19 protein-coding genes are annotated in these 23,302 nt (G+C 44.3%); 9 read left to right on the top strand and 10 right to left on the bottom strand.

Annotated features, from left to right (window positions below; translation table 11 throughout):
- Positions 1–17 precede the first annotated feature (17 nt).
- Together FLAVO9R_RS03125 and FLAVO9R_RS03130 are read left to right on the top strand one after the other, a co-directional pair.
- Positions 18–767 (top strand): SDR family NAD(P)-dependent oxidoreductase, encoded by a 750-nt coding sequence (locus FLAVO9R_RS03125; protein ID WP_159528688.1) that lies wholly within the window; start codon positions 18–20, stop codon positions 765–767.
- On the top strand, positions 764–1,633 hold the full coding sequence (locus FLAVO9R_RS03130; protein WP_159528690.1) for an amidohydrolase family protein: 870 nt from the start codon (positions 764–766) through the stop codon (positions 1,631–1,633). The genes FLAVO9R_RS03125 and FLAVO9R_RS03130 overlap by 4 nt, the downstream gene beginning before the upstream one ends.
- Before the next feature lie 55 nt (positions 1,634–1,688).
- On the opposite strand, the gene FLAVO9R_RS03135 is transcribed toward FLAVO9R_RS03130, so the two are convergent.
- The 5 genes from FLAVO9R_RS03135 to FLAVO9R_RS03155 all read right to left on the bottom strand — a co-directional run bounded on the left by FLAVO9R_RS03135 (position 1,689) and on the right by FLAVO9R_RS03155 (position 5,980).
- Positions 1,689–2,042: a hypothetical protein gene (locus tag FLAVO9R_RS03135; RefSeq protein ID WP_159528692.1), complete on the bottom strand. Its 354-nt coding sequence runs from the start codon at positions 2,040–2,042 to the stop codon at positions 1,689–1,691.
- Complete coding sequence (locus tag FLAVO9R_RS03140; protein WP_159528694.1) at positions 2,039–3,325, bottom strand: hypothetical protein; 1,287 nt, start codon at positions 3,323–3,325, stop codon at positions 2,039–2,041. The genes FLAVO9R_RS03135 and FLAVO9R_RS03140 overlap by 4 nt, the downstream gene beginning before the upstream one ends.
- 64 nt (positions 3,326–3,389) lie before the next feature.
- Positions 3,390–4,574, bottom strand: coding sequence for a mandelate racemase/muconate lactonizing enzyme family protein (locus FLAVO9R_RS03145; RefSeq protein WP_159528696.1), 1,185 nt, complete (start codon positions 4,572–4,574; stop codon positions 3,390–3,392).
- Positions 4,575–4,640: 66 nt separating this feature from the next.
- Positions 4,641–5,408: a class II aldolase/adducin family protein gene (locus FLAVO9R_RS03150; protein ID WP_159528698.1), complete on the bottom strand. Its 768-nt coding sequence runs from the start codon at positions 5,406–5,408 to the stop codon at positions 4,641–4,643.
- Positions 5,409–5,524: 116 nt separating this feature from the next.
- A complete protein-coding gene (locus FLAVO9R_RS03155) occupies positions 5,525–5,980 on the bottom strand; it encodes an NUDIX hydrolase (protein WP_232370567.1) in 456 nt (151 codons plus the stop codon).
- 211 nt (positions 5,981–6,191) lie between these two features.
- On the opposite strand from FLAVO9R_RS03155, the gene FLAVO9R_RS03160 reads away from it, so the two are divergent.
- The 5 genes from FLAVO9R_RS03160 to FLAVO9R_RS03180 all read left to right on the top strand — a co-directional run bounded on the left by FLAVO9R_RS03160 (position 6,192) and on the right by FLAVO9R_RS03180 (position 14,258).
- A complete protein-coding gene (locus FLAVO9R_RS03160; protein ID WP_159528702.1) occupies positions 6,192–7,253 on the top strand; it encodes an efflux RND transporter periplasmic adaptor subunit in 1,062 nt (353 codons plus the stop codon).
- 3 nt (positions 7,254–7,256) lie between these two features.
- The gene (locus FLAVO9R_RS03165; protein WP_159528704.1) at positions 7,257–10,367 is read left to right on the top strand and encodes an efflux RND transporter permease subunit; all 3,111 of its coding nucleotides are present in this window, start codon (positions 7,257–7,259) and stop codon (positions 10,365–10,367) included.
- 527 nt (positions 10,368–10,894) lie between these two features.
- A complete protein-coding gene (locus tag FLAVO9R_RS03170; RefSeq protein ID WP_159528706.1) occupies positions 10,895–11,299 on the top strand; it encodes a phosphate ABC transporter substrate-binding protein in 405 nt (134 codons plus the stop codon).
- Positions 11,300–11,331: 32 nt separating this feature from the next.
- Complete coding sequence (locus FLAVO9R_RS03175; RefSeq protein WP_159528708.1) at positions 11,332–12,489, top strand: topoisomerase IV; 1,158 nt, start codon at positions 11,332–11,334, stop codon at positions 12,487–12,489.
- Positions 12,490–12,638: 149 nt separating this feature from the next.
- Positions 12,639–14,258, top strand: a complete 1,620-nt coding sequence (locus FLAVO9R_RS03180) for a methyl-accepting chemotaxis protein (RefSeq protein ID WP_159528710.1) — start codon at positions 12,639–12,641, stop codon at positions 14,256–14,258.
- Positions 14,259–14,487: 229 nt separating this feature from the next.
- On the opposite strand, the gene rpoD is transcribed toward FLAVO9R_RS03180, so the two are convergent.
- The 4 genes from rpoD to rpsU form a co-directional block, all read right to left on the bottom strand.
- On the bottom strand, positions 14,488–16,314 hold the full coding sequence (gene rpoD, locus FLAVO9R_RS03185; protein WP_013785437.1) for an RNA polymerase sigma factor RpoD: 1,827 nt from the start codon (positions 16,312–16,314) through the stop codon (positions 14,488–14,490).
- Between the two features lie 324 nt (positions 16,315–16,638).
- Positions 16,639–18,420 (bottom strand): DNA primase, encoded by a 1,782-nt coding sequence (gene dnaG / locus FLAVO9R_RS03190; RefSeq protein ID WP_159528711.1) that lies wholly within the window; start codon positions 18,418–18,420, stop codon positions 16,639–16,641.
- Positions 18,421–18,561: 141 nt separating this feature from the next.
- On the bottom strand, positions 18,562–19,008 hold the full coding sequence (locus FLAVO9R_RS03195; RefSeq protein ID WP_159528713.1) for a GatB/YqeY domain-containing protein: 447 nt from the start codon (positions 19,006–19,008) through the stop codon (positions 18,562–18,564).
- Between the two features lie 352 nt (positions 19,009–19,360).
- Complete coding sequence (gene rpsU / locus FLAVO9R_RS03200) at positions 19,361–19,576, bottom strand: 30S ribosomal protein S21 (RefSeq protein WP_012517258.1); 216 nt, start codon at positions 19,574–19,576, stop codon at positions 19,361–19,363.
- Positions 19,577–20,126: 550 nt separating this feature from the next.
- Here rpsU and tsaD point away from each other — a divergent pair.
- Both tsaD and FLAVO9R_RS03210 read left to right on the top strand, forming a co-directional pair.
- Positions 20,127–21,140 carry a tRNA (adenosine(37)-N6)-threonylcarbamoyltransferase complex transferase subunit TsaD gene (tsaD, locus tag FLAVO9R_RS03205; protein WP_159528715.1) on the top strand — a complete coding sequence of 338 codons (1,014 nt, stop codon included), beginning with the start codon at positions 20,127–20,129 and terminating at the stop codon, positions 21,138–21,140.
- Between the two features lie 68 nt (positions 21,141–21,208).
- Positions 21,209–22,552 carry an alkaline phosphatase family protein gene (locus tag FLAVO9R_RS03210; RefSeq protein WP_159534359.1) on the top strand — a complete coding sequence of 448 codons (1,344 nt, stop codon included), beginning with the start codon at positions 21,209–21,211 and terminating at the stop codon, positions 22,550–22,552.
- Positions 22,553–22,615: 63 nt separating this feature from the next.
- On the opposite strand, the gene plsY is transcribed toward FLAVO9R_RS03210, so the two are convergent.
- Positions 22,616–23,218 (bottom strand): glycerol-3-phosphate 1-O-acyltransferase PlsY, encoded by a 603-nt coding sequence (plsY, locus tag FLAVO9R_RS03215; RefSeq protein ID WP_159528717.1) that lies wholly within the window; start codon positions 23,216–23,218, stop codon positions 22,616–22,618.
- Between the last annotated feature and the right edge of the window lie 84 nt (positions 23,219–23,302).

The following is a 23,302-nucleotide window of genomic DNA, read 5'->3' on the forward strand; positions in this document are numbered from 1 at the left end:
TAAGAAGTTGAGTACTCATGAGCCACGGAAAATCAGTTTGTGTCGTTACCGGCGGTAGCTTAGGAATAGGGTTAGCGGTTTGTCATACATTCAGTGAAAATGACTACCGAGTGATAAACCTAGATGTAAGAGATTTTGACGACACACCAACTAACGCTGAATGGGTGGCTTGTGATGTCAGTAATGTGGAACAGGTGCGTCATGCTATTGATAATATCGCGGTGAAATATGGCCGTATAGATGCGTTGGTCTGTAACGCAGGCATGCACGTGTCGGCAACCATTGAAGACACCGATGAAGCATTGCTTGATAAGGTGATGAGCCTAAATATTAAGGGGGCGTACGGCGCAATTAAAGCGTCATTACCTATCATGAAAGCACAAAAAAGCGGGGCTATTGTGATGATGGGTTCAGATCAGTGTTTTGTGGGTAAACAAAACTCTTTTGCCTATGGGTTAACAAAGTCTGCCTTAGCGTCTATGGCAAAAACCACAGCACTGGATTATGCCCCTTTTAATATCAGAGCCAACGCAGTATGCCCTGGCACGATTGAAACGCCCTTGTTTCACCACGCCATTGACAAGTACGTTGCAGCATCAGGTGCTGATAAAACCGCAGTCGTAGCCCAAGAGGCCGCCGAGCAACCCATTGGCCGAATTGGCCAACCCGAAGATGTGTCTGAACTGGTGTACTTTCTTTGCAGTGAAAAAGCGAACTTTATTACTGGCAGCTTACACGCTGTTGATGGCGGTTATACCGCCAAGTGAATATCGTCGATGGTCATCTACATTTCTTTGCCCAAGAGGCGGGTGATTATCACTGGCTGAAGCCGCAAAACCCGCCGTATTGGCAGGATAAGCAAGCCATTGCGTTGGCGTGCGGTGAGAGAAGTTTAACACTTTCCAGCGGTCACACTCTTGCTGGTTATGTGCATATTGAGGCAGGGTTCGATAATCAACGCCCTTGGCGCGAAATCCGTTATTTAGAACAGCGTGCTCAACTACCTTTTAAAAGCGTTGCAAGTATCGATTTGTGTAGTGAAAGTACCTTGTCTCATATAGAAATATTAGCAGGGTTCTTTTCAGTGGCGGGGCTTCGCCATATTTTAGATGAACAAGCCGCCTCTATATTAACCCACCCTAAAACAAAACATGCGCTGAAGCGTTGTAGCGAATATGGGTTGTCTTTCGATGCCCAATTGGATGTGGGTGACAGCAAGGGGGTCAATGCATTACTTAGGCTATTAGAAGCACGACCGACACTGCAAGTTATTATTAATCACACAGGTGCGGCACTATTAAGTTCTGCCGTTACAGCTGCCTACGTTAAGCAGTGGCGTATTAATATGAAAGCACTTGCTCAGTGTTCTCGCGTGGCGGTAAAGCTTTCGGGATGGGAAATGCAGTGCAGAGATTGGCATTGGCGCAGTGCGCAAAATGTGGTCGTGGAAACAGTCGCTATATTTGGTGTGTCGCGAGTAATGTTAGCAAGTAACTTCCCACTTTCTAACTGGAGCCACAGTTATCAAACACTGTGGCAACAATACGAAAAAATGCTGGCAAATTTTACCCTTGACGCAAAGTGTAGCCTAATGGCAAACAATACCGCGCGTTGGTATGGCGTAGATATTTAAACGACTCTTCTCAGCCCCGCTTACAAGGTGCTACGCTAAATCCTTAAGCCTCGTATTAGTCTATAAGTTGATGGTGGGCGGCCACCGTCTGGCTTTCTATATGAATAAAGCTAAATTCTGCGCTTTGCTGTTTTTTCAATATAGTGAGGAAGGCACGAAGCTCATCCACAAAGCGCTCTGCTTTATCTGGCATTACCGCGCACCACACACAGAGTGATTTTTCTGTGATCAAACTGGCGTCGTAGCGAGGCTTGAATTCGCAGGCATCTTCGCGCCATGAACCTTCACAATCAATGTGTGTGCATCCACCATAATAGGTAGATAAATATTCGTTTAACGCGTGTTTCACTGGCTCGTAAGCGTGTGAACCTGGTGTCAATATAATCGTAAATTTAGTACGCTTGTTCATTTGTTCTTCGCAAATAGTAAGGCCATTAATAGCACCGCTATTAAGGCTAAGTTAACCGTGTTTTCAGATGACATTAGCGAGAATATATCGTAGATACCCCACGTTGAATCGTGCTTCACAGAGTGTGAGGCGGCGACAAAATTATTGGTAATATCTACCAAAGAAATACCCCCAATTAACATGAGTATTACTTCAATCGATTTATTTATAGCACGATTAAGTTGGTTCTCGTAACTTGATATTGCGTTATTAATATAGGCTGCCCTATCAAGTAAACTGTCTTCTACGGCAATAATTTCCCATGCATCTATGAGTGCGTTCGCCAATGGTTTTCGACTCCCTTGCAGGCCTCGAAGCGAATCGCAAAACTCCAATCGAATATACGCTAGGGTTCTAATTGAAACCATGCGCTGGATCAACTTTTCAAGGGCTTTTCTGCGTCTGCCCGACGACAGTGCCTTAAGCGATTGCAGCTGATGATAGGCGTTGCTCATCGATTGTTGATAGGCATACAACATAGCATTGTAATGCTGAAGTAAAAACAAAACCCGTCGGTTATCCAACGACAGCGAAATATCATTGTTTAAAAATAGGCAATTTCCCGAACGAAAGAAAGCCTCATTGTTCTCACAATTGTTGGGTGGGTTTTCGTGGATAATTGAAAACACCTGTTTGGCTTCTTCGGTAGATTCTGGAACGCGGGTAATATAACAACGTCCAGTCCACAATACCGCATCATTGTCTGTAAGTTCAGAGGTCAGTAACTTACAGCGTTTACTCAGTGTATCGAAGGTGGTGTTCAGCAAGTTAATCATTACACCTCCTGCCGCTTGTAAAATTAAAGACAGGCTTTGTTCGATATCTCTGCTTTTAATTTTCTGCCAACACAGAGTGAGTTGAGCCTCAGATGCGGGTGCCAATGTAGCTTGTAAGGTCGCAATGCCGGTTTGATATAACCGTAAATTCAACCCCTGAAGCTGAAGACCTATTTCTTCTAGGGTTGAAAACGCATGCTGAAAAGCCGGACTTTCATGATCGATTTCAAGTTTTACCAATGGGGTAAACATGGGGCTTAATAAGTCTGAGTCTGTTGATACATAACCCATGTCCAGTTTACTTTCTTGATTGAGCACCCAATCTTGGCGGTGCATGGCTTCTTCAACTTTACTGGTTAAAGACGGCGTAAGCGCACTGAATTTGCGGGTTAACGCGATTGGCGTGTAAGTAACAATCGAGACGGGCGACGAACATAATATAGTCGATGGGGAAGGCGAGGCTGACATACTTCTTCTTATCCTTGAAAACAGTCGGGGCAAGGAGAACCATTGCCCCAATCTATGTGTTTCGCTATTTAAGTTCAGTTATTGTCATATGAGGCGAGCGGTAAACAATCTCGTCATTCAAATCGATGCCTAACCCTGGGGTATCTGGCGCTTCAATAAAGCCGTTTACGGGTTGTGGGTCTTGCAGACAAAGTTCACGGTTCCAGTCTTTAATGGCGTAGGTGTGGTGTTCGTGAATTAAGAAATTAGGTATTGCGGTTTCTAAGTGCAAACTTGCTGCTGTCGCCACCGGCCCACCACATACATGGGCTTGAATGCGCACGTCATAAATATCGGCGTAATCACATACTTTTTTCGCTTCAGTAAAGCCGCCACACAAGCCTACGTCAGGCTGTAGTACATCAATAGACTGGTCTTCTAAATAAGGGCGCACGTCCCAGCGATGATACAAGCGTTCACCACCAGCAATCGGTACGTTTACGTTTTTAGCCACTTTATCGTGTAGTTTTGAATTCAAGTAATTGACGGGTTCTTCGTAATACAAGCAGCCAATTTCTTCAACAATATCGCCAAGCTGGATGGCGGTAGATGCCCCTAACAAGCTGTGGCATTCAAAAATAATATCGCCGTCTTCACCCATGGTGTCGCGTATGGCTTGTAAACGGGCTTTAAATAGCTTTAGTTCTGGCTTAGAGAAAAGTTTAGTGCGATCGAAGTGGGTGACACCGTCTTTATCGTAAACAATAGGGTCTACTTTCACGGCATCGTAGCCATCTTTTAACGCTTTTTCGGTCGCGCGTGCATAGTCGGCCGGGTCGTTTAGCTTAGTGACTTCTTTATCCCAATCGAACTGCAATTGGCTGGCATAGCTGCGCAGTTTGCCATTGGTTTTCCCGCCCAGCAGTTCGTAAACGGGTAAGCCTAGGGCTTTGCCTTTAATGTCCCAAAGTGCAGTATCAATAGCACTCATGGCTGCATAAATAACAGGTCCACCACCTAAGCCCCAAAAGCCTTCACGTAACATACGCGACCACAATAGCTCAGTGTGGAATGGGTTGAAGCCAATTAGCATGGCTTCTGCAATTTCTTTTATCATGTGCGCTGCAGCACTATGACCCCAATCGTAAGCTAAGCCTGCTTCACCGACACCGGTAATGCCTTCATCGGTATACACTCGTACGAAAACAGGGTTCCACGCTGGGCGCTTTGGGCACTCAATATCAAATATTTCTACTTTGGTTACTTTCATTTATGGTTTCTCTATTGTCTGTTTGTCGTCGTCGCTAGCGGCACTGGCAACGACGCATAATATGGATTATTCACAAAAGCCAGGGTCGAGCTTGTAGGCTTTTCTTAGCATGGCGGGCCAGGCCTTCTGGCCGCCGGTTTCACCACTGTGCACTACGCTGGCTTGCTGATAAATGCCGTCAATAATAGGCTGCGGTATCTCAATAACTTCTTCGTTCGACTGCATGAGCGCCAGCTGAATTTCACAGGCTCTTTGTAAATCATAAAAGCGCATGAAAGCATCGCCTACGGTGGGGCCGACAGTTAACCCTCCGTGATTAGGCAGCAGCATATGGTTGGTATCGCCTAAATCATCTTGAAGGCTTTTCTTTTCACTGTCGTTTACTGCCAAACCTTCATAACTATGGTACGACAGCGAGGGAAGTGAAAATAAAGAATACTGGCTCCAAGGCTTTAATCCGCCTTTTACCGATGCCACAGAAATGGTGGCGAGTGTGTGCAAGTGAATAACGCACATTGCATCGTGACGAACCTCATGAATGGCACTATGGATAGTAAATCCGGCGGGGTTTATTTGGTAAGGCGAGTCATCAAGGATATTACCTTCAAGATCAACTTTTACAAGGTTAGACGCGGTTACTTCGTCAAATCCTAACCCAAAGGCGTTAACTAAGTAATGGTCGGTGCCGGGGACTTTAGCCGAAATATGCGTATAGATAAGGTCGCCCCAACGCATATCAGCAACCAGTCGATAGCATGCGGCTAAATCGACGCGCGTTTGCCATTCTATTTCAGACACTTTGCCTTTAAGGCTAAGAGGAGCTAATGAATACATGGCCTGTCTCCTAAATATAGCAGGCTAAACTTGAAGATAATGATGGCTTAACCCCTTCTAATAACAGCGGGTAATCAAATTACCAAAGCAAGGGCATTGGCACAACCAAACACACGTTATTCTTGCTGAGATTGGCTTGCTTTAATTTTATTAAAGCTATCGCGAAACGCAATTAGATCATCAGGAAAGCGAAGTTGAACATGGGTGAGCAAAAAGGGGTCGGCCTTTACCAATTCAATCACTTCTAGTTTTGCCCATGGCGGCGCATCAAACACATCTGGCAAGTGTTCTACCCCAGCATTTAATGTACACTCAAATAGCGCGAGACCATTTTGTGTAACGGCCAATTTTTCACCTACCTCGACATTGAAACCTGTTTCTTCCCATGTTTCTCGGTGGGCTGCGCAAACTAATGATTCGCCCTCTTTTTTTCCGCCACCGGGGAAATCTAAACGGTTTGAAAGGCGATGTTTGATCAAAAGCGCTTTGTTTTGCACTTTAATGATGCATGCGGCGGCATTTTGAGTATGCTCCTCGTTATTCGTGCTTCGGCAAAAAGGTGCTTCAGGCACCTTCTTTGTACATCCAAAAAGCGTTAAAACTACCAAAATGGATGATAAGCGAAAATTGATACTCATTAGTTTGGGTAAAATACTATTCAGAAAAAGTTAATAATAATAAAAACGTAGATAAAGGATTTGGTTTGAACGCGACCCTGAATCTCGTTAATGCACCAACTTGGTTACTTTATCACGTGGTGCATATTTACCAATAGGAAAGGTTATGTCTTCACGCAAATTACTATCTCCATTATTAATAGGTGCTTTATTGCTAGCGGCTGTGGTTGTCTATGTAAACTTGCCTGCAGAAGAACAGGTGAAAAAAGGCGGCTCTCTGGCGACAACAGTGAAAACCATATTGGTAGAGCAAGGCGCAATGGCGATAACCATTGAAGCCCTCGGTACTGCCAGAGCGAATGAATCGATAGCAGTCACTGCGCAAGTTACCGAAACCGTGCGCTCAGTTAACTTCGAAGATGGCGATAGTGTGAAGGCTGGCCAAGTGCTTATTCAGCTAAACAATAATGAAGAACTGGCTCGGGTTGCTGAATTGCGCGCCAATATTGATGAAGCAAAGCGCCAATACACCCGTATTTTTAACTTACGTGAGTCTAGCGCGGCTTCAGAACAGTTACTTGATGAACAACAAGCGCGTGTAAAAGGATTAGAAGCGCAATTAGACATCGCTGAAGCGCAGGTTGATGACTTGCAAATTCGCGCGCCATTTTCTGGTGTGCTTGGTGCACGACAAGTCAGTATTGGTTCATTGGTGCAGCCCGCTGGTGTTATTACCACCCTTGATGATATTAGCGTAGTAAAAGTTGATTTTAGCATTGCCGAGAACCAATTGGCGAGTGTAGCAAAAGGCCAGAAGGTTTCGGCGACATCGGTGGCTTATCCAGGTGAAATGTTCAGTGGTGAAATCACGCATATTGATACCCGATTAGACCCCATCAGCCGCGCTATTAGCGTACGCGCAATTATCGACAATAAAGACCAACGATTAAGGCCGGGCATGCTACTTACCATCGTGGTTGAAAAACGTGTGCTTGATACACTTATTATTCCTGAGAAAGCTTTAGTACCAGTGCAAGATATTCAATATGTCTATGTGGTAGAAGGCGATGTTGCCCATCAACGCGAGGTGGTTATTGGCGAACGCCGACCTGGTATCGTTCAAATTGTCTCTGGACTTAAAGCCGGTGACGAAGTGATTACGGAAGGCACGCTTAGAGTACGCGATCAATCTGCTGTTAACGTTCTTAACCGTAACAACGAGGGTTAAGCCATGTTGTTATCTGACATTTCAGTAAAAAGGCCGGTATTTGCAACGGTTATCAATCTGCTACTGATTATATTTGGCGTGGTCGCCATTTCCATGTTGGCGCTTCGTGAGTACCCAGACATCGACCCGCCCATTGTATCGGTTTCAACCAAATACACAGGCGCATCGGCGAATATTGTTGAAACCCGCATTACTCAACTACTCGAGGACAGAATTTCGGGTATTGAAGGGATTAAAAATATTACTTCAACGTCGACCAATGGACGTTCTGATATCACCATAGAATTTAAATTATCCAGAGATATCGACGCTGCCGCTAATGATGTGCGAGAGCGAGTGAGTCGGGCACTGAATAATTTGCCTGATCAGGCCGATCCTCCAGAAGTTTCAAAGGCCGATTCCGATCAAAGTGCCATTGTGTGGTACAACCTGCGTAGTACAAACCTTAATACCATGGAGCTTACCGACTACGCAGAGCGCTTCCTAGTGGACCGCCTATCGGTAGCCGATGGGGTTGCACGGGTTCAAATTGGTGGTGGTCGTCGCTATGCCATGAAAGTATTTCTTGATAGAAACGCTATGGCTGCCCGTGGTATTACCGTAAGCGATGTTGAAAGTGTCATTAGTTCTGAAAACGTTGAACTTCCCGCTGGTGAAGTTGAGTCGCTCGATAGAAACTTTGAAGTACGTGTAGCGCGTACGTTCTTATCGCCAGAAGATTTTGCGGCGTTAACCGTAGCAGTAGGGGACGATGGATACCTCGTTCGCTTAGGGGAAATTGCGAATGTAGAGTTGGCGGCTGAAGACGACGAAACCGAGTTTAGAGGTGACGGCGTTAACATGATTGGTTTGGGCATTATAAAGCAATCAAAAGCGAATACTTTAGATGTTGCTCGCTCAGCAAAAGCGCAAATCAGAAAAATTGAAGAAACCTTGCCGGACAATATTTTCATTGTGCCTAGCTATGACTCCTCAGTATTTATTGAGGCATCGATTAATGAAGTTTATGAAACCCTCGCCATAGCCATGCTTATGGTGGTAATTGTTATTTACCTCTTCTTGGGAAATGTGCGCGCCACACTTATTCCTGCAGTCACTGTACCCGTGTCTCTAGTGGCAGCATTTATTGTGATGTACGCGTTAGGCTTCTCTATCAACCTACTTACCTTACTTGCTATGGTGTTAGCGATTGGGCTGGTGGTAGATGATGCCATCGTGGTGCTTGAGAATATTTCCCGGCGAATAGAAATGGGTGAACCTCCCATATTAGCCGCTTATCGAGGCGCTAGAGAGGTTGGCTTTGCGGTTATTGCAACTACCTTGGTACTGATATCTGTATTTGTACCTTTAGTGTTTCTTGAAGGGAATGTAGGGCGTTTGTTTACTGAGTTTGCCCTGGCTATTGCTGCTGCTGTGGCGTTTTCTAGTTTCACCGCATTAACCCTCTCGCCTATGATGGCCTCGAAAATTCTTAAAAAAAGGACGCGTTCAGTAGGATTTGGCGCGTGGATGGATAAGCGTTTTCATGCCCTCGAAAACCGCTACTTTAAAAGCTTGGGAAGTACTATTCACCAGCCGTTTATCATGGTGCTATTGCTAATTGTTTCAGTGGTGGCACTAGTACAAATCTCAGAAAAGTTACCTAGTGAATTCGTGCCTAAAGAAGATCGGGGAAACTTTTACATATTAATGAATGCCCAAGAAGGCGCGAGTTTCGAAAGTAATGCCGCTAACCTTAAACTTATCGAAGACATCCTAATGCCTTACCGTGAAAGCGGTAAAATAGGTAGGTTACTGGTACGTACTCCAGGGTTTGGCAACAATGCCGGGATCGCCATTGTTGGCTCTGCCGATTGGGATGAGCGTGATTTTAGCACCTTCACATTGATGGATGAAATAAGTGCGAAGCTTGATGCCGTGCCTGATGTGAGAGCCTTCGCCATTATGCGAAGTGGTATTTCAGGCGCAGGTTTTGGTAGGCCCGTACAATTTGTATTGCAAGGTGATACCTACGAGAACTTAGTTGAGTGGCGTGACATCCTAATCGAAAAGGCCTCAGAAAATCGAAACTTAGTTCGTATCGACTCTGATTATAAAGAAACATCACCTCAGCTTCTGGTCAATATAGACAGAGATAGGGCGGCTGATTTGGGGGGGTCTATAAGTGATATTGGCCGTACCTTAGAAGTCATGTTAGGGCAACGTACGGTCTCTACATTTTTAGATAGGGGCGAAGAGTACGATGTTATAATCGAGGGTATAGAGGCTGATTTTAGAAGCCCAAATAGTATCGATAATCTTTATGTTCGTTCTTCAAGAAGCGGCGAGCTTATTCCCATGGACAACTTGCTTACTTTCGAAGAGCAGGCGACTTCCTCACGCTTAAATCGTTATAATCGCATGCGTGCTGTCACCATTTCAGCGAACTTAGCCGGCGACTATACGTTAGGAGAGGGCTTAGCTTACCTCGAGAATATCGTACGCACAGAGCTACCTGACAATGTGTCTATCGACTACAAAGGCGAGTCACAGCTTTATCAAGAACAAGGGAATTCGTTTATCTATGTGTTCTTGTTGGCGCTTGCGGTCACATACCTAATTCTCGCTGCGCAATTTGAAAGTTGGGTACATCCGCTAGTTATAATGTTAACTGTACCTCTTGCGCTGGTGGGCGCTTTTATCGGACTCTATTTTGCCGGTATGACACTTAACATTTATAGCCAAATAGGGCTGGTTATGCTGATTGGTCTTGCGGCGAAAAACGGTATTTTGATTGTGGAGTTTGCTAATCAACTTCGAGATGCAGGTATGAACTTCGAAGACGCACTACGACGGGCAGCTGCTCAGCGACTTCGCCCTATCGTTATGACCGGGTTTACTACGGTATTTAGCTCTTTGCCCTTAGTGTTTGCGTCTGGTCCTGGCGCAGAAAGTCGCATGGTAATTGGTATGGTTATCGCTGCGGGTGTTCTGGTTTCTGCCTTTATGACATTGTATGTGGTACCGACGGCTTACAGTTGGCTTGCTCGAAACACAGGTTCCCCCCAGCAAAGAACCGTTGAAATAGAACGCTTAGAAGTTGAAATTCCCTACCGTAAAGGCGAAGAAAATTAAGCCCTCACATCTAGGGTAAGATCGTGTTTTTAGACACTCATTTACTATGATTCTGCTCAGTGCTTAACCAATAAGTACGGAAAAGTTCAAAAAGTCGGGCGGTATTAAGGTATATGTTTTTATACAATAATATCGTTCGCCACTCCTAAATAGAACTCTGGAGATTTTTTATCTAACTGAATTTTAACAACTATATTTAATTGTTTTTCACATCTCTGCTATTTTTACGTATGAAGTTATAAGTTCTGCCAATACCTTTATCCTTTTGTATAGTTGCTTCTACGCCTCTCTACCCTAAACTGCGCCAACTGTATTAGGGCTATGCTGAACACAACGAAATTTAAAGCAAATTTTTTGTATCTCAGTTGGCAGTTTTTCTAATCCTTGCTAATACTTATCTTAATCTTGAAGCACAGAAGATATTTGTATGAGTAAGAATAAAAAATAAGCACATCGGTATAGGTAGATTAAAGGTTAACGTTCTTTTAATTGCGCTACCGAAACAAATACGACTTAGAGGACATGTAATGAAACAGTGGATACTAGCAGCAAGTTTGTGCAGCAGCATGGCTTTTGCAGATGTAGCAGTGATAGTTCACCCGTCTAACGGCGATGCATTAGACAAAGATTCAATCAGCCGACTCTTCCTTAACAAAATGAAAGCTTTTCCAAACGGCACGAAGGTAGTACCGCTAGCACTTGCTGAAGGGCAGGCCGCTACAGACGAATTCAACGGTAAAGTTTTGAATAAATCAGCGTCTCAGCTTACCGCTTTTTGGTCTAAATTAGTTTTTACTGGGAAAGGTCAGCCTCCTAAAGCATTAGGTAGCGACGCCGAGGTGGTTTCAGCTGTTGCTGCAGACCCAGGTGCAATTGGCTATGTAGATGCTGGCTCCGTAGACGGAAGCGTTCGCGTAGTTGCCACTTTTTGATTACACAGTTTAAGAATTTTTAAGGATTTAACATGAAAACCAAACTTGCCCTTTTATCAGTTGCTAGCTTAATCGCCATGCCAGCGGTTGCAGACATAAAAATCAATGGGTTCGCCAACCTTATCGGTGGTATGACACTAGATGATGACGAAGCGGTATACGGTTACGACAGCGATTTTAATTTCGAGCCTGCGAGTGTTTTCGGACTTCAAGTGCGTGGTGATGTTAGTGAGAAGCTTTCTGCAACAGCGCAGCTTGTTGGTCGTGGAAGTGACGATTACGATGCAAGTTTCGAATGGGCATATATGACTTATGCACTTTCAAATAACTCGAGTATCAGTGCTGGAAGAGTTCGCCTGCCATTATTCAAATATTCTGCTTCTTTGGATGTGGGTTATTCGTACCACTGGCTAACACCGCCACAATCGGTTTACGGCGTACTTATCAACAATATTGATGGTGTTCGTTACGATTACAGCAACTACGCGGGTGACTGGGAATATGGAGCACAACTTTTTGCAGGACGTTCAGAATCCGGTACATTAGAGGCGGATAACCTTACTGGTATTTCTTTTGAGGCCACTCGTGATTGGTTCAATATTCGTACTATTTATGCGCAAGCTAAATTTAATAGTCCAAATGAAGATCTAGAATTTTTAACTAATAGCATTAATCAATTTTCTCCGATCGTTCCTACTGTCACTGAGTTTTCAAAAAACTTCTTAATTGAAGATGATACCGTTGGTTTCTTCGAACTTGCCGTGAATATAGATAAATACGATTGGTTTGTAGGTGCAGAATATACCCACATTTCATTTGATGAAGCTCCTATCGCAAATGATGATGCTTGGTATATTACCGCGGGAATGCGTTTCGGTAAGTTCACTCCACACATTACTTATGAACATAAAGAGTCAGATCCTGATGATGTTGCAACTTACTTAAACGATGTTCCTTCTACTATATCTACTGGCGATGCCGTTACTGACGGAACATGGTCATCGTTGTATCAAGGCTTTGCAGCTGTAGCTGCATCGACTTTGGAAGATACTTCTGCATTAACAGCAGGTTTACGATACGATGTTGAGCCTGGTTTCGCGGTTAAAGGTGAAGTCACTTGGTTCGAAGATGATGCAAACGACGCGAATGATGCGACGCTATTGAGAGTGGGTGTTAACTACACTTTCTAGTCTTCGTTTATAGCAAAGTTTAGGCCCCGCTCAGTAATGAGGGGGGCTAAGATATTTCTAAAGTTTTTTAAGAATGTGAAGATATAGAATTATAAAGCCATGATCTGTGGCCGTGCTTAAAGTAACGTGACGTAACTGGTGAGATAAAAATGAGTTTTCTAAAAAAAATGCCCATCGCAACAAAGATTTTTCTGATACCGGGAATTGCTGCACTAAGCTTTATTATTTACCTCTTAATTACGGTTTACGTTGCACTTAACAATGACGACACCCTCGAGAAAGTTGAAAACGTTCAGTTTCCCGCACTTCAATTGTCTGCCTCTACCTTGGTAGATATGCAAAAAGTCAGGGACACGCTAAGTAGTGCGGTAACCACAGGCGACCAAGATACATTGAGCGCTGCGAGTGAATTGGCCACAGATGCAAAAGCTGGGCTAGACGAGATAAGTGCAATCAGCCCTGAGTTTCGCCCCGCGATATCAAAGATTTCTGCTGGGTTCGATGATTATTTTGAAGTGGCGTACGACGTTTCTCAGTCAATGGTTGATGGAACGGCTGACTTTAGCCGCTTAGGTCAACTATCTAAGCAGATGAACGGTTCGTACGATGCTGTTATTGCTTCAATGACAAATTTTAGAGATGAGCAGCAATCTGCATTTGATGCTTCTTTTGCGAAAACCGACGCGGCAAATATTTCGTTAATCAGTACCGGTGTGATAATGACTATTGTCGTCACCTTGTTGTTGTTTGCTACCGCGGTGCCCATCGTCCAAGGTATTAAGAAAAGCATCGATGACGTAGTGCGCTCGCTTAAAGATATTGCCCAAGAAAACGGTGATTTGACCGTTCGTATCGCAACGAAAAGTGAAGATGAAATTGGCGAGTTGGTGTATTGGTTTAATCAGTTTATGGACAAACTGCAAGGCGTAGTGAAAGACGTGGTTGAGGCGAGTTTACCGTTATCTAACTTGGCGCAAAACCTTCGCGGCCTAACGGAGGAAACCCAGCGTACTATTGATATTCAACAGCAGTCTGCACAAAACGCCAAACTCGCGGTTGATACAATGAGTGGTTCAGTAGACGGCGTAGCACACAGTGCCGCACAAGCTGCAGGTGATGCTAACGAAGCGACTAGCGCCGCTGGCGAAGGCCGTCAAATTGTACAACAAACCGTTTCCAGTATTCAGCAGTTAGCCGAAAACGTGCGTGAAACCGCTGATGTGATTGGGCGTCTTGAGTCAGATTCGAACAAAGTTGGCTCGGTACTCGATGTGATTAAAGGCATTGCCGAGCAAACTAACTTACTGGCGCTTAATGCCGCCATTGAAGCTGCTAGGGCGGGTGAGCAAGGGCGTGGTTTCGCTGTTGTTGCTGATGAAGTTCGTACCCTTGCATCACGTACTCAACAATCGACTGAAGAGATTCAGAGCACTATTGAGCAGCTACAGAGCGCAGCGCATTCAGCAGTGGAAGTAATGTCTCGCGGCACCGAGCAAGCAACCAATAGTGTTGAAACAGCTAATAAAGCGGGTGTTAGTTTAGAAACAATAACCAGTACAATCGGTCGCATTAATCAAATGAACGAACAGATTGCGCACAACACTGAAGATCAACGTTCAGTGGCGGTAGACATTGTGAAGCACGTTGAAGAAATTCACCAACGTACAGAGGAAACTTCTAGTCGTTCGGGCGAATTAGGTGTTATGTGTAACGAACTTGCCGATTTAGCACAGCATTTAGAATTGATAGCAAAGCAGTTCCGCGTATAACCGCTAACTAAATATAAAAACGCCCTCAACATTGAGGGCGTTTTTGTATCTGGCATTAAGTTGCTATCGGCCAGTACAAATCGCGGAGCTACTGAATAATTAGCGCCGCAAATGGAACGTAATTACTTTGGCAAGTGACCATGTTGTACCACAGCTTAGCGCTAACTCAGTTAAAAAAATCCCCTGACAAAGCAGGGGATTTTTAATTGTTCTAATACTTGTGAATATTCTACTCGTCTAAGAAGCTTCGTAGCTGCTCAGAGCGGCTAGGATGACGTAGCTTACGCAATGCCTTCGCTTCAATTTGACGAATACGCTCACGGGTAACGTCAAACTGTTTACCCACTTCTTCAAGTGTATGGTCAGTATTCATGTCGATACCGAAACGCATGCGAAGTACCTTCGCTTCACGTGCTGTAAGCCCTGCCAACACTTCTTGTGTTGCGTCTTTAAGGCTACCGCCGGTCGCAGAATCGAGGGGCTGTATAATGGTGCTGTCCTCGATAAAATCACCTAGATGCGAATCTTCATCATCGCCAATTGGCGTTTCCATTGAGATTGGCTCTTTAGCTATTTTCAACACTTTGCGAATTTTGTCTTCTGGCATAAGCATGCGTTCAGACAACTCTTCAGGTGTTGGCTCACGACCCATTTCTTGTAGCATTTGACGAGAGATACGATTAAGTTTGTTAATCGTTTCAATCATGTGCACAGGAATACGGATAGTACGCGCTTGGTCGGCAATAGAACGGGTAATTGCCTGACGAATCCACCAGGTAGCATAAGTTGAGAACTTATAACCACGGCGATATTCAAACTTATCTACCGCCTTCATCAGGCCGATGTTACCTTCCTGAATAAGGTCAAGGAATTGCAAACCACGGTTGGTGTATTTCTTAGCAATTGAAATAACCAAACGTAAGTTAGCTTCAACCATCTCTTTCTTCGCTCGGCGAGCCTTTGCTTCACCAATTGACATACGACGGTTGATGTCTTTGATATCAGCAATAACCAAACCAGTTTCTTGTTCAACCTGGTTCATCTTGCTAATACAGCGTTCAATTTCTTCTTTGTTAACGGCTAATGCGTCAGAATAAGCTGCGTTAGCTTTAATCGCTTTTGTTAACCAAGCAGAAGACGTTTCGTTTCCTGCAAATGCCTTGATGAAATCTTTCTTAGGCATTTTAGCGTTAACAACACAGAACTTCATAACAAGACGTTCTTGGATACGCACTTTGTCCATCATTGAACGCATGTTTTTAACCATACGATCAAATTGCTTAGGCACTAGACGGAATTCTTTGAAGACTTCACTCAATGCATTGATTTGTTCACGAGCGGCAGCATGAGAGCGGCCTTTCTTCTCGATAACGTCACGTGCTTTGATGTATTGATCACGAAGGGCACCAAACTTAGCGCGGGCTAATTCAGGGTCTACACCGCCTTCATCTTCGTCTTCTTCATCATCGTCGTCATCTTCATCTTCCAGTTCTTCTTCTGAAAGTTCAGAGCCGATGTGCGTGGCCGTAGGAGCAAGATCTTGATCATCATTCGGGTCAACAAAACCAGAAATAATGTCGCTGATGCGAATTTCTTCTGCTTCGTACAAGTCCCATTGATCGAGCAAATAGGTGATGGCTTCAGGGTATTCAGCAACAGAGCACTGAACCTGATTAATTCCATCTTCTATACGCTTGGCAATTTCAATTTCGCCTTCACGAGTAAGAAGCTCAACCGTACCCATTTCACGCATATACATACGTACAGGGTCGGTGGTACGCCCAATTTCGCTTTCTACTGTAGCAAGCGCTTGAGCAGCAGCTTCAGCTGCGTCTTCATCGGCGGTTGCTTCTTGCATGAGAAGTTCATCTGAATCTGGAGCAGATTCAGAAACTTGAATTCCCATGTCGTTGATCATGCGAATAATATCTTCAATTTGATCAGAATCGACAATATCTTGCGGCAGGTGGTCGTTAACTTCTGCAAAGGTTAAGTAACCTTGCTCTTTACCTTTTGCAATCAGGAGTTTAATCTGAGACTGCTTGCTTTGCGCCATATAACCTACACTTCTCACATTCAATTAGTTTGCAATAGAAATACCCATACCAAAGAGGTATGTACATTATTTCTCTGTAGTACTACTGTTGTATCAATGCCGCTTCCGCTCGGTGTCACGTCATATTAAACGGTGCACACCTGCCCGGGTTTGGTTCTGCCCGTTTTGTTCGGCTTTATAATTGCTACTGACATTGCTGCAAATTTGTTCACATTTATGCTTATAAGCGTGCGTGCAGCGAATTAGCCAGTATAGCAGAATTACTAATGGTTTTACCAGATTGACGGCTGTTTTTTTAGCCAGTTATTAGTCTCGACCTTATGGTCAGCTTTTCTGGCGCTCCTTCATTAACAAGTTCAGTTCCTCTTTTTCCACTTGAGTGAGTGGTTGAACCCGAGAGCGGGAAATTAAAGTTTCTATGCGGCTATCGAAATGCCAATCGAGTAATCGAGCAAAACTGTCGCTGTAAACACGCTCAGCATCCTCGTCTTTAACAAGATGTTCTTGTAACAATAATTTCGCGATAGTAGAAGAATGGGGATGATTACGGAAGTTTTCAACCAGCTGTGCAGTGGTTGCTTGGGGATATTGCGCGCAATAGCGATGAATATCCAATAAAAGATCCATTCCGGTTGCGTCACTCCCTTCAAATACGGAAGGTTGCACGTCATCACAACGTGTGGCTAACGAGGGAGAGTCTAGCAGTAACCTAATCAGCATGCGTAGCGGTGACAAGCGAGCTTTACCCACTTGGTTTCTATTCGCTGAATATGCGGGCTTGCTACTGGCATGGTTCGCTTTGGATATATCCTGCTGCAACTTAAATCTGTCGTATTCACCGGTGTGTTTAGCAAGCTCTTCTAATAGCATTTGCTTTTGGTCGTCACCCTGCACACTCTCAATTAATGGCATGGCTGCTTTGCGAAGCGCTATTTTACCTTCCGGTGTACCCACTTTATGTGTTTTCAATTGGTTTTCGAAGAAGAAGCGTGACAATGGCATTGCATTATCAAGCATTTCCATGAAGGCATCTTTACCAATTTTTCTTACCATAGTATCTGGGTCTTCGCCGTCAGGTAAGAATAAGAAAGACAGTCTGACACCGTCTTTTAACGCGGGCAGGGCATTTTCTAATGCGCGCCACGCCGCTTCTCGACCTGCTCGGTCGCCATCATAACAACACACAATATGCGGGGTTGCGCGCACTAACATTTGCATATGTTCAGCCGTGGTGGCGGTGCCAAGTGCAGCCGTTGCTTGGTTAATACCGAATTGACTTAACGCCACCACATCCATATAACCTTCAACTATGAGTACTGCGTCGAGCTGACGGTTCTGTTGACGAGCTTGGTAAAAACCAAAGAGCTCGCTGCCTTTATGAAAAATACGGGTTTCAGGGGAGTTTAAGTATTTTGGGCCGCCGTCTTCTAATACGCGGCCACCAAAACCGACTACGCGGCCTCGTTTGTCCCGAATGGGGAACATGATTCGGTCGCGAAAAAAATCGTAGCGTCTGCCTTGGTCGTTTTGATTAACCAATTTTAAGTCGATAAGCTGTTTTACTCGGGCTTGGTCTTTGCCAAAGGTTTTTAGCAACGCATCCCAACTGTCTGGTGCATAGCCTATTTCCCATTGCTTAACGATATCGCCACTAAGCCCACGGCTTTTTAAATAATCTATGGCTTTGCCGCTATTTTCATCTTGTTTAAGTTGGTGTTGAAAAAAGCGAACAACTTGTTCCATTAGTGAGTAGTCGTCTTGCTGCTGTTGCTTTTTCTCTTCGCTAACCACAGGCAAGTGGCCTTTTTCTCTCGGTACTTCTAATCCGTAGAGTTTGGCGAGTTCTTCAATAGCCTCAACAAACTCAAGGCGGTCGAACTCCATCAAAAAGGAAATCGCGTTGCCGTGGGCACCACAACCAAAGCAATGATAGAACTGCTTTTCTTGGCTTACGGTAAAAGAAGGGCTTTTCTCATTATGAAAAGGGCAGCAAGCTTGATAATTTTTGCCCGCTTTTTTTAACTTCACCCTACTATCAACAATGTCTACAACATCGGTGCGTGAGAGAAGATCATCAATAAAATCGCGAGGTATTTTTCCGGCCATGGGGAGACACTAATGCTTATAACGGTAATTAGGGTAGCACAAAAAAGTACTTTAACAGGGAAGGTAAATAATGAAAATACCAGGTTTGCGATTACACAAACCTGGCTAGTTCTATTTCTACCACTCGATTTTTATCGATATTTAGGCATTTAAACGGGCTTTTATTTTAGCGCTTAGTGCGCCCATATCTGTGCGGCCTTGTACTTGTGATTTTAGGCTACCCATCACTTTACCCATATCTTGCATACCTTGAGCACCGGTACTTACCATAGCTTCATCAATTAAGGTGGCAAGCTCGTCTTCGGTTAAAGGCTGCGGAAGAAAACCTTCCAACACGATAATCTCTTCACGCTCTTTACTGGCCAAGTCATCACGGTCAGCGGCATCAAATTGAGAAGCGGCATCTTGACGCTGTTTAACCATCTTGGTTAGTACTGCAAGAATATCGCTATCAGTAAGGGTGATTTGCTCGTCGATTTCACGTTGTTTAATGGCTGCTATTGCCATGCGAATGGTGCCTAGACGTAATTTCGCTTTAGCGCGCATTGCATCTTTTTGTGCAGATTTTAAATCGTCTATTAAAGCCATGATGCTCCCAAATTAAGTAAAGTTTCAACAAAGAAGGAAAGTCATTATAAAGGTATAAAGAAAAAAGTTATAAAAAGAAAAAAGTAAAAAAACATTCTATGTAGGGATACTCATAAAAAGGCATACACTATCGATAACGGGCGAGTCAGTGGGGTATTAAAAATCGAGAGTCTATCAGAGGGTCTTGATATTCACCGACGCACTGCATGTTAATACCGCCGCGCTAGATGTTAATACCGCCGCGCTAGATGTTAATAAAGAATAACAAGCGCGAATGAAAGTTTTCTGTACCCCAGAAACGCGAAAGGTGCTGCAAATGCAACACCTTTCAGACTCGTAAGTTAACCCTGTTTTAGTAGAGTTTTACGCGACGTGCGTTTTCACGAGCTAATTTCTTTAGATGACGCTTTTTCGCAGCGGCTTTCTTACGCTTGCGTTCCCAAGTAGGCTTTTCGAAGAACTCACGACGACGAACTTCAGACAATACACCTGCTTTTTCACAAGAACGCTTAAAACGACGCAGCGCTACATCAAACGGCTCGTTTTCTCTAACTTTAACGATAGGCATTTAAACACTCACCTCAAAACTTTTGCTGTATAATTCCGGGAAATTGAGCGCTAAAAAGGCCACCCGGGTTAAAAATGGTGCGAAATTCTAATCATTTCCGAACAGAAAGTAAAGACTGAATTGCCAAAAAATAGGCAATATTGCGCAAATAAACGAAGCACCATTCCAAGATATGCGGAATAAAGGTAAACTCTGCGCCCTCTGAGACAAGGTAATACCTTTTATCTGTCTACGTGAGAAGAAGAATTCAGCGCGATCCCGCATTGGTTGAGTGGATCATATCACAGATCGCAGATGATCAAACAGGTCAGGTGCTGATCTATTGCAATAAACTTTGTTGCAATAAGTGCTGAGGTAACTCAAGTATCCTCTTGCAGGGTAAATGATGCTGATTATGCTCAATACTTTATGCTCAATACTTGCGATTCGGCTATAGCTTGTGCTCGACAGGTTCGATAACTAAGTAAGCCTTTGGTGTTTGTTGTACCGTAAACATTGATGTTAAAGATGTAAAAGTAAGGTTTGGCTCAATGCAAATATTAGGAATAGTATGCGTATATTAGGAATAGAAACTTCTTGTGATGAAACGGGAATCGCCGTTTATGACGATACTGCGGGATTATTGTCACACGAATTATACAGCCAAGTTAAATTACACGCCGATTACGGTGGTGTAGTGCCTGAACTTGCGTCACGGGATCATGTTAGAAAAATTATCCCGCTTATCGAAAAAGCGCTTAGTGATGCTAACACCCAACCTAACGAATTAGACGGCGTAGCCTTCACCCAAGGCCCAGGCCTTGTAGGTGCTTTACTAGTAGGTTCTTCCGTAGGGCGTTCTTTAGCTTACGCGTGGGGTGTACCCGCAGTAGGTGTACATCATATGGAGGGGCATTTACTCGCCCCCATGTTAGAAGACAACGCGCCTGAATTTCCTTTTATTGCATTGTTAGTATCGGGCGGTCACTCTATGTTGGTAAAAGTAGAAGGTATAGGCAGCTACGAAGTTCTCGGTGAGTCGATAGATGATGCAGCTGGTGAAGCCTTTGATAAAACGGCCAAACTATTGGGGCTCGATTACCCTGGAGGGCCCTTATTAGCCAAGCTGGCAGAAAAAGGCGAGCCAGGACACTACAAATTCCCAAGGCCAATGACAGACCGCCCTGGTTTAGATTTCAGCTTCAGCGGTTTGAAAACTTTTGCGGCTAATACCATCCGCGCTGCCGATGACAACGAACAAACCAAAGCTAATATTGCATACGCGTTTCAAGAAGCGGTAATCGACACACTCATTATTAAGTGTAAGCGAGCACTCAAACAAACGGGTATGAAGCGCTTAGTAATTGCTGGCGGCGTAAGCGCGAATACGATGTTGCGAGCACAAATGAAAACCTTGATGGATGATTTACGCGGTGAGGTTTTCTACCCTAACTTAGCGTACTGTACCGACAACGGCGCCATGATAGCTTATGCAGGGATGCAGCGTTTGAAAGCTGGTGAAGTATTAGGGCTTTCTTCGCAAGCTAAACCTCGCTGGCCGCTGGATACGTTAGCGCCAGTATAATAATGTTGTCATCACAGGGTATTATCATGCTAAATAGTAAGTTTCTTTAGCATGTAGGAAATCTAGTGGTGTTTTTTCGTGGTAGCGCTTGGCTCACAATACAGTTTATTGGCACGTTACTTACCGCTAGTTGGTTGTCGCTAGCGGCCTTTAGTGCCCATGCAGTAAATAAGCATGCAATTAATAACACCATAATTAATAAGGATGCGGTTACCCATAAGAATCTGGCCTCGAGTCAGTCGGCTGAAATTCACAAAAATCATGTGGTTCTTATATCTTTAGATGGGTTTAGACATGATTACATCGAGCTGCATAATGCAAAAAATCTCGCACGAATTGCTAAGGCCGGTGTTCGAAGCACGTCGTTAATACCTGTCTATCCCGCCAATACTTTCCCCAACCATATTTCCATAGTGACTGGGTTACTACCCATACATCACGGCATTGTCGATAATCGTTTTTATGACAAGTTGCGACCCAGTAAAGAGGGGCGCTATGCTCAATATTCTATGGGGAAGGCACAAGGCGACAGCAGCTGGATTACTGCGATGCCCCTTTGGCTTTTGGCCGAGTTTCAGGGGCACAAAGCAGCAACCTATTTCTGGCCTGAATCTGACGCTAGAATAGCAGGAGCACTGCCTACTTATCTTTATCACTACTCGAAGCATGCAGATTACCAACAACGGGTAGATCAAATCGTTCAATGGTTAAGTCTGCCGGAAGCTGCAAGGCCACTTTTTGTCTCAGGCTACTTCTCATTGACTGACACTGTGGGGCACGACGAAGGTCCTAGGTCGGAGAAAACAAAAGAGGCTGTTGCAAGGGTAGATAGGCTAATCGGGCAATTGTACGACCGATTAAATGCGCTTTCGATAGACGTTAATTTTGTTGTGGTATCTGATCACGGTATGACCAACGTCAAAGATAGCCATCAGATTATGGTTGAGTCATTAAATATTCCCGATTATTTCACCGTGCTTAACAATGGTGCGCAAGTGCGTCTATATGCTAAGCCAGAGGTTACACACGAGCAAATTGAAGATGAGAAAAACCGACTCCGGTTATTGGCCGAAGGGAAATTCATCGTGCTCACCTCCGTTGAGCGCGGCGTCAGGCATTCACAGTACAATGCGCGAACCGGTGATATTATTATGGAAGTTGCTCCGCCTGCACGGTTTAAAAGCGAAGGAAATACTCATGTGAGTAAGGGTAGCCATGGTTATCTCAATACGTTACCTGACATGGGCGGGCTATTCGTGGCGTCCGGGCCTTCGTTTAAACAAGGTAAAGTACTTCCAGCCTTCAGTAATCTAGAAATATACCCCGCGCTTGCTGAAATTATGGGCTTAGCACTACTTTCCTCTATCGATGGTGAAATTAAGGTATTGCGCGAAGGTTTAAAAGAACAATGACGCTTAGCAAGCTTTAGCATACGCCCAAGCTGAAATTCAACGTGCAGGCTAACGTAATTTTACTTACTCTTTGGTATTGCCTTTGTCCCAAATTTTGCCTTCAGAGCGGCTTATTAATCTTTTGATGTTGTCGCGATGTCGCAAGATAATCAGCAAAGAGAGCATGATGACTGGAACGGTGTAAAGGGGTTTTATTAACCAAGTAAAAAGCGGGGCAAGGCTTACTGCTACCAAGGCGCCAAGTGACGAATAGCCGGTAAGAAACACCACAATAACCCAGCTCAAAATAAGCAAACCAGCTAAATCTAAGCCAATGGGTAACATGGCACCAAATGCCGTTGCTACTGCTTTGCCCCCTTTAAAGCCAAAATATAAAGGGAAAATATGACCTAAACATGCGGCAATTGCGACTAGGCCTAAAAGCACGGGGTCTAAGCCTAAAAAGTAGCTTGAGTAAACCGGAATAGTCCCTTTTAAAATATCCATTACCAGCACAAGCAATGCCGGAATTCTGCCACCAATTCGATATACATTGGTGGCGCCGGGGTTCTTAGAGCCTGCAGTACGAGGATCGGGGAGAGAGAATGACTTGCAAATAACTACCGCGCTCGATAAAGAGCCAAACAAATAGGCTACGCAAATCATTAAAAGGGCTAACGGTATCATTATTGCTGCTTTAACCTGCTGCTTTGTACACTAAACGTATATCTACACTAATAATATGGGGCGAATGCTATTGTGCGTGTTGCC

Origin of the sequence: Alteromonas sp. 38, from assembly GCF_902506055.1 — a bacterium.
Classification (GTDB): domain Bacteria; phylum Pseudomonadota; class Gammaproteobacteria; order Enterobacterales; family Alteromonadaceae; genus Alteromonas; species Alteromonas lipotrueae.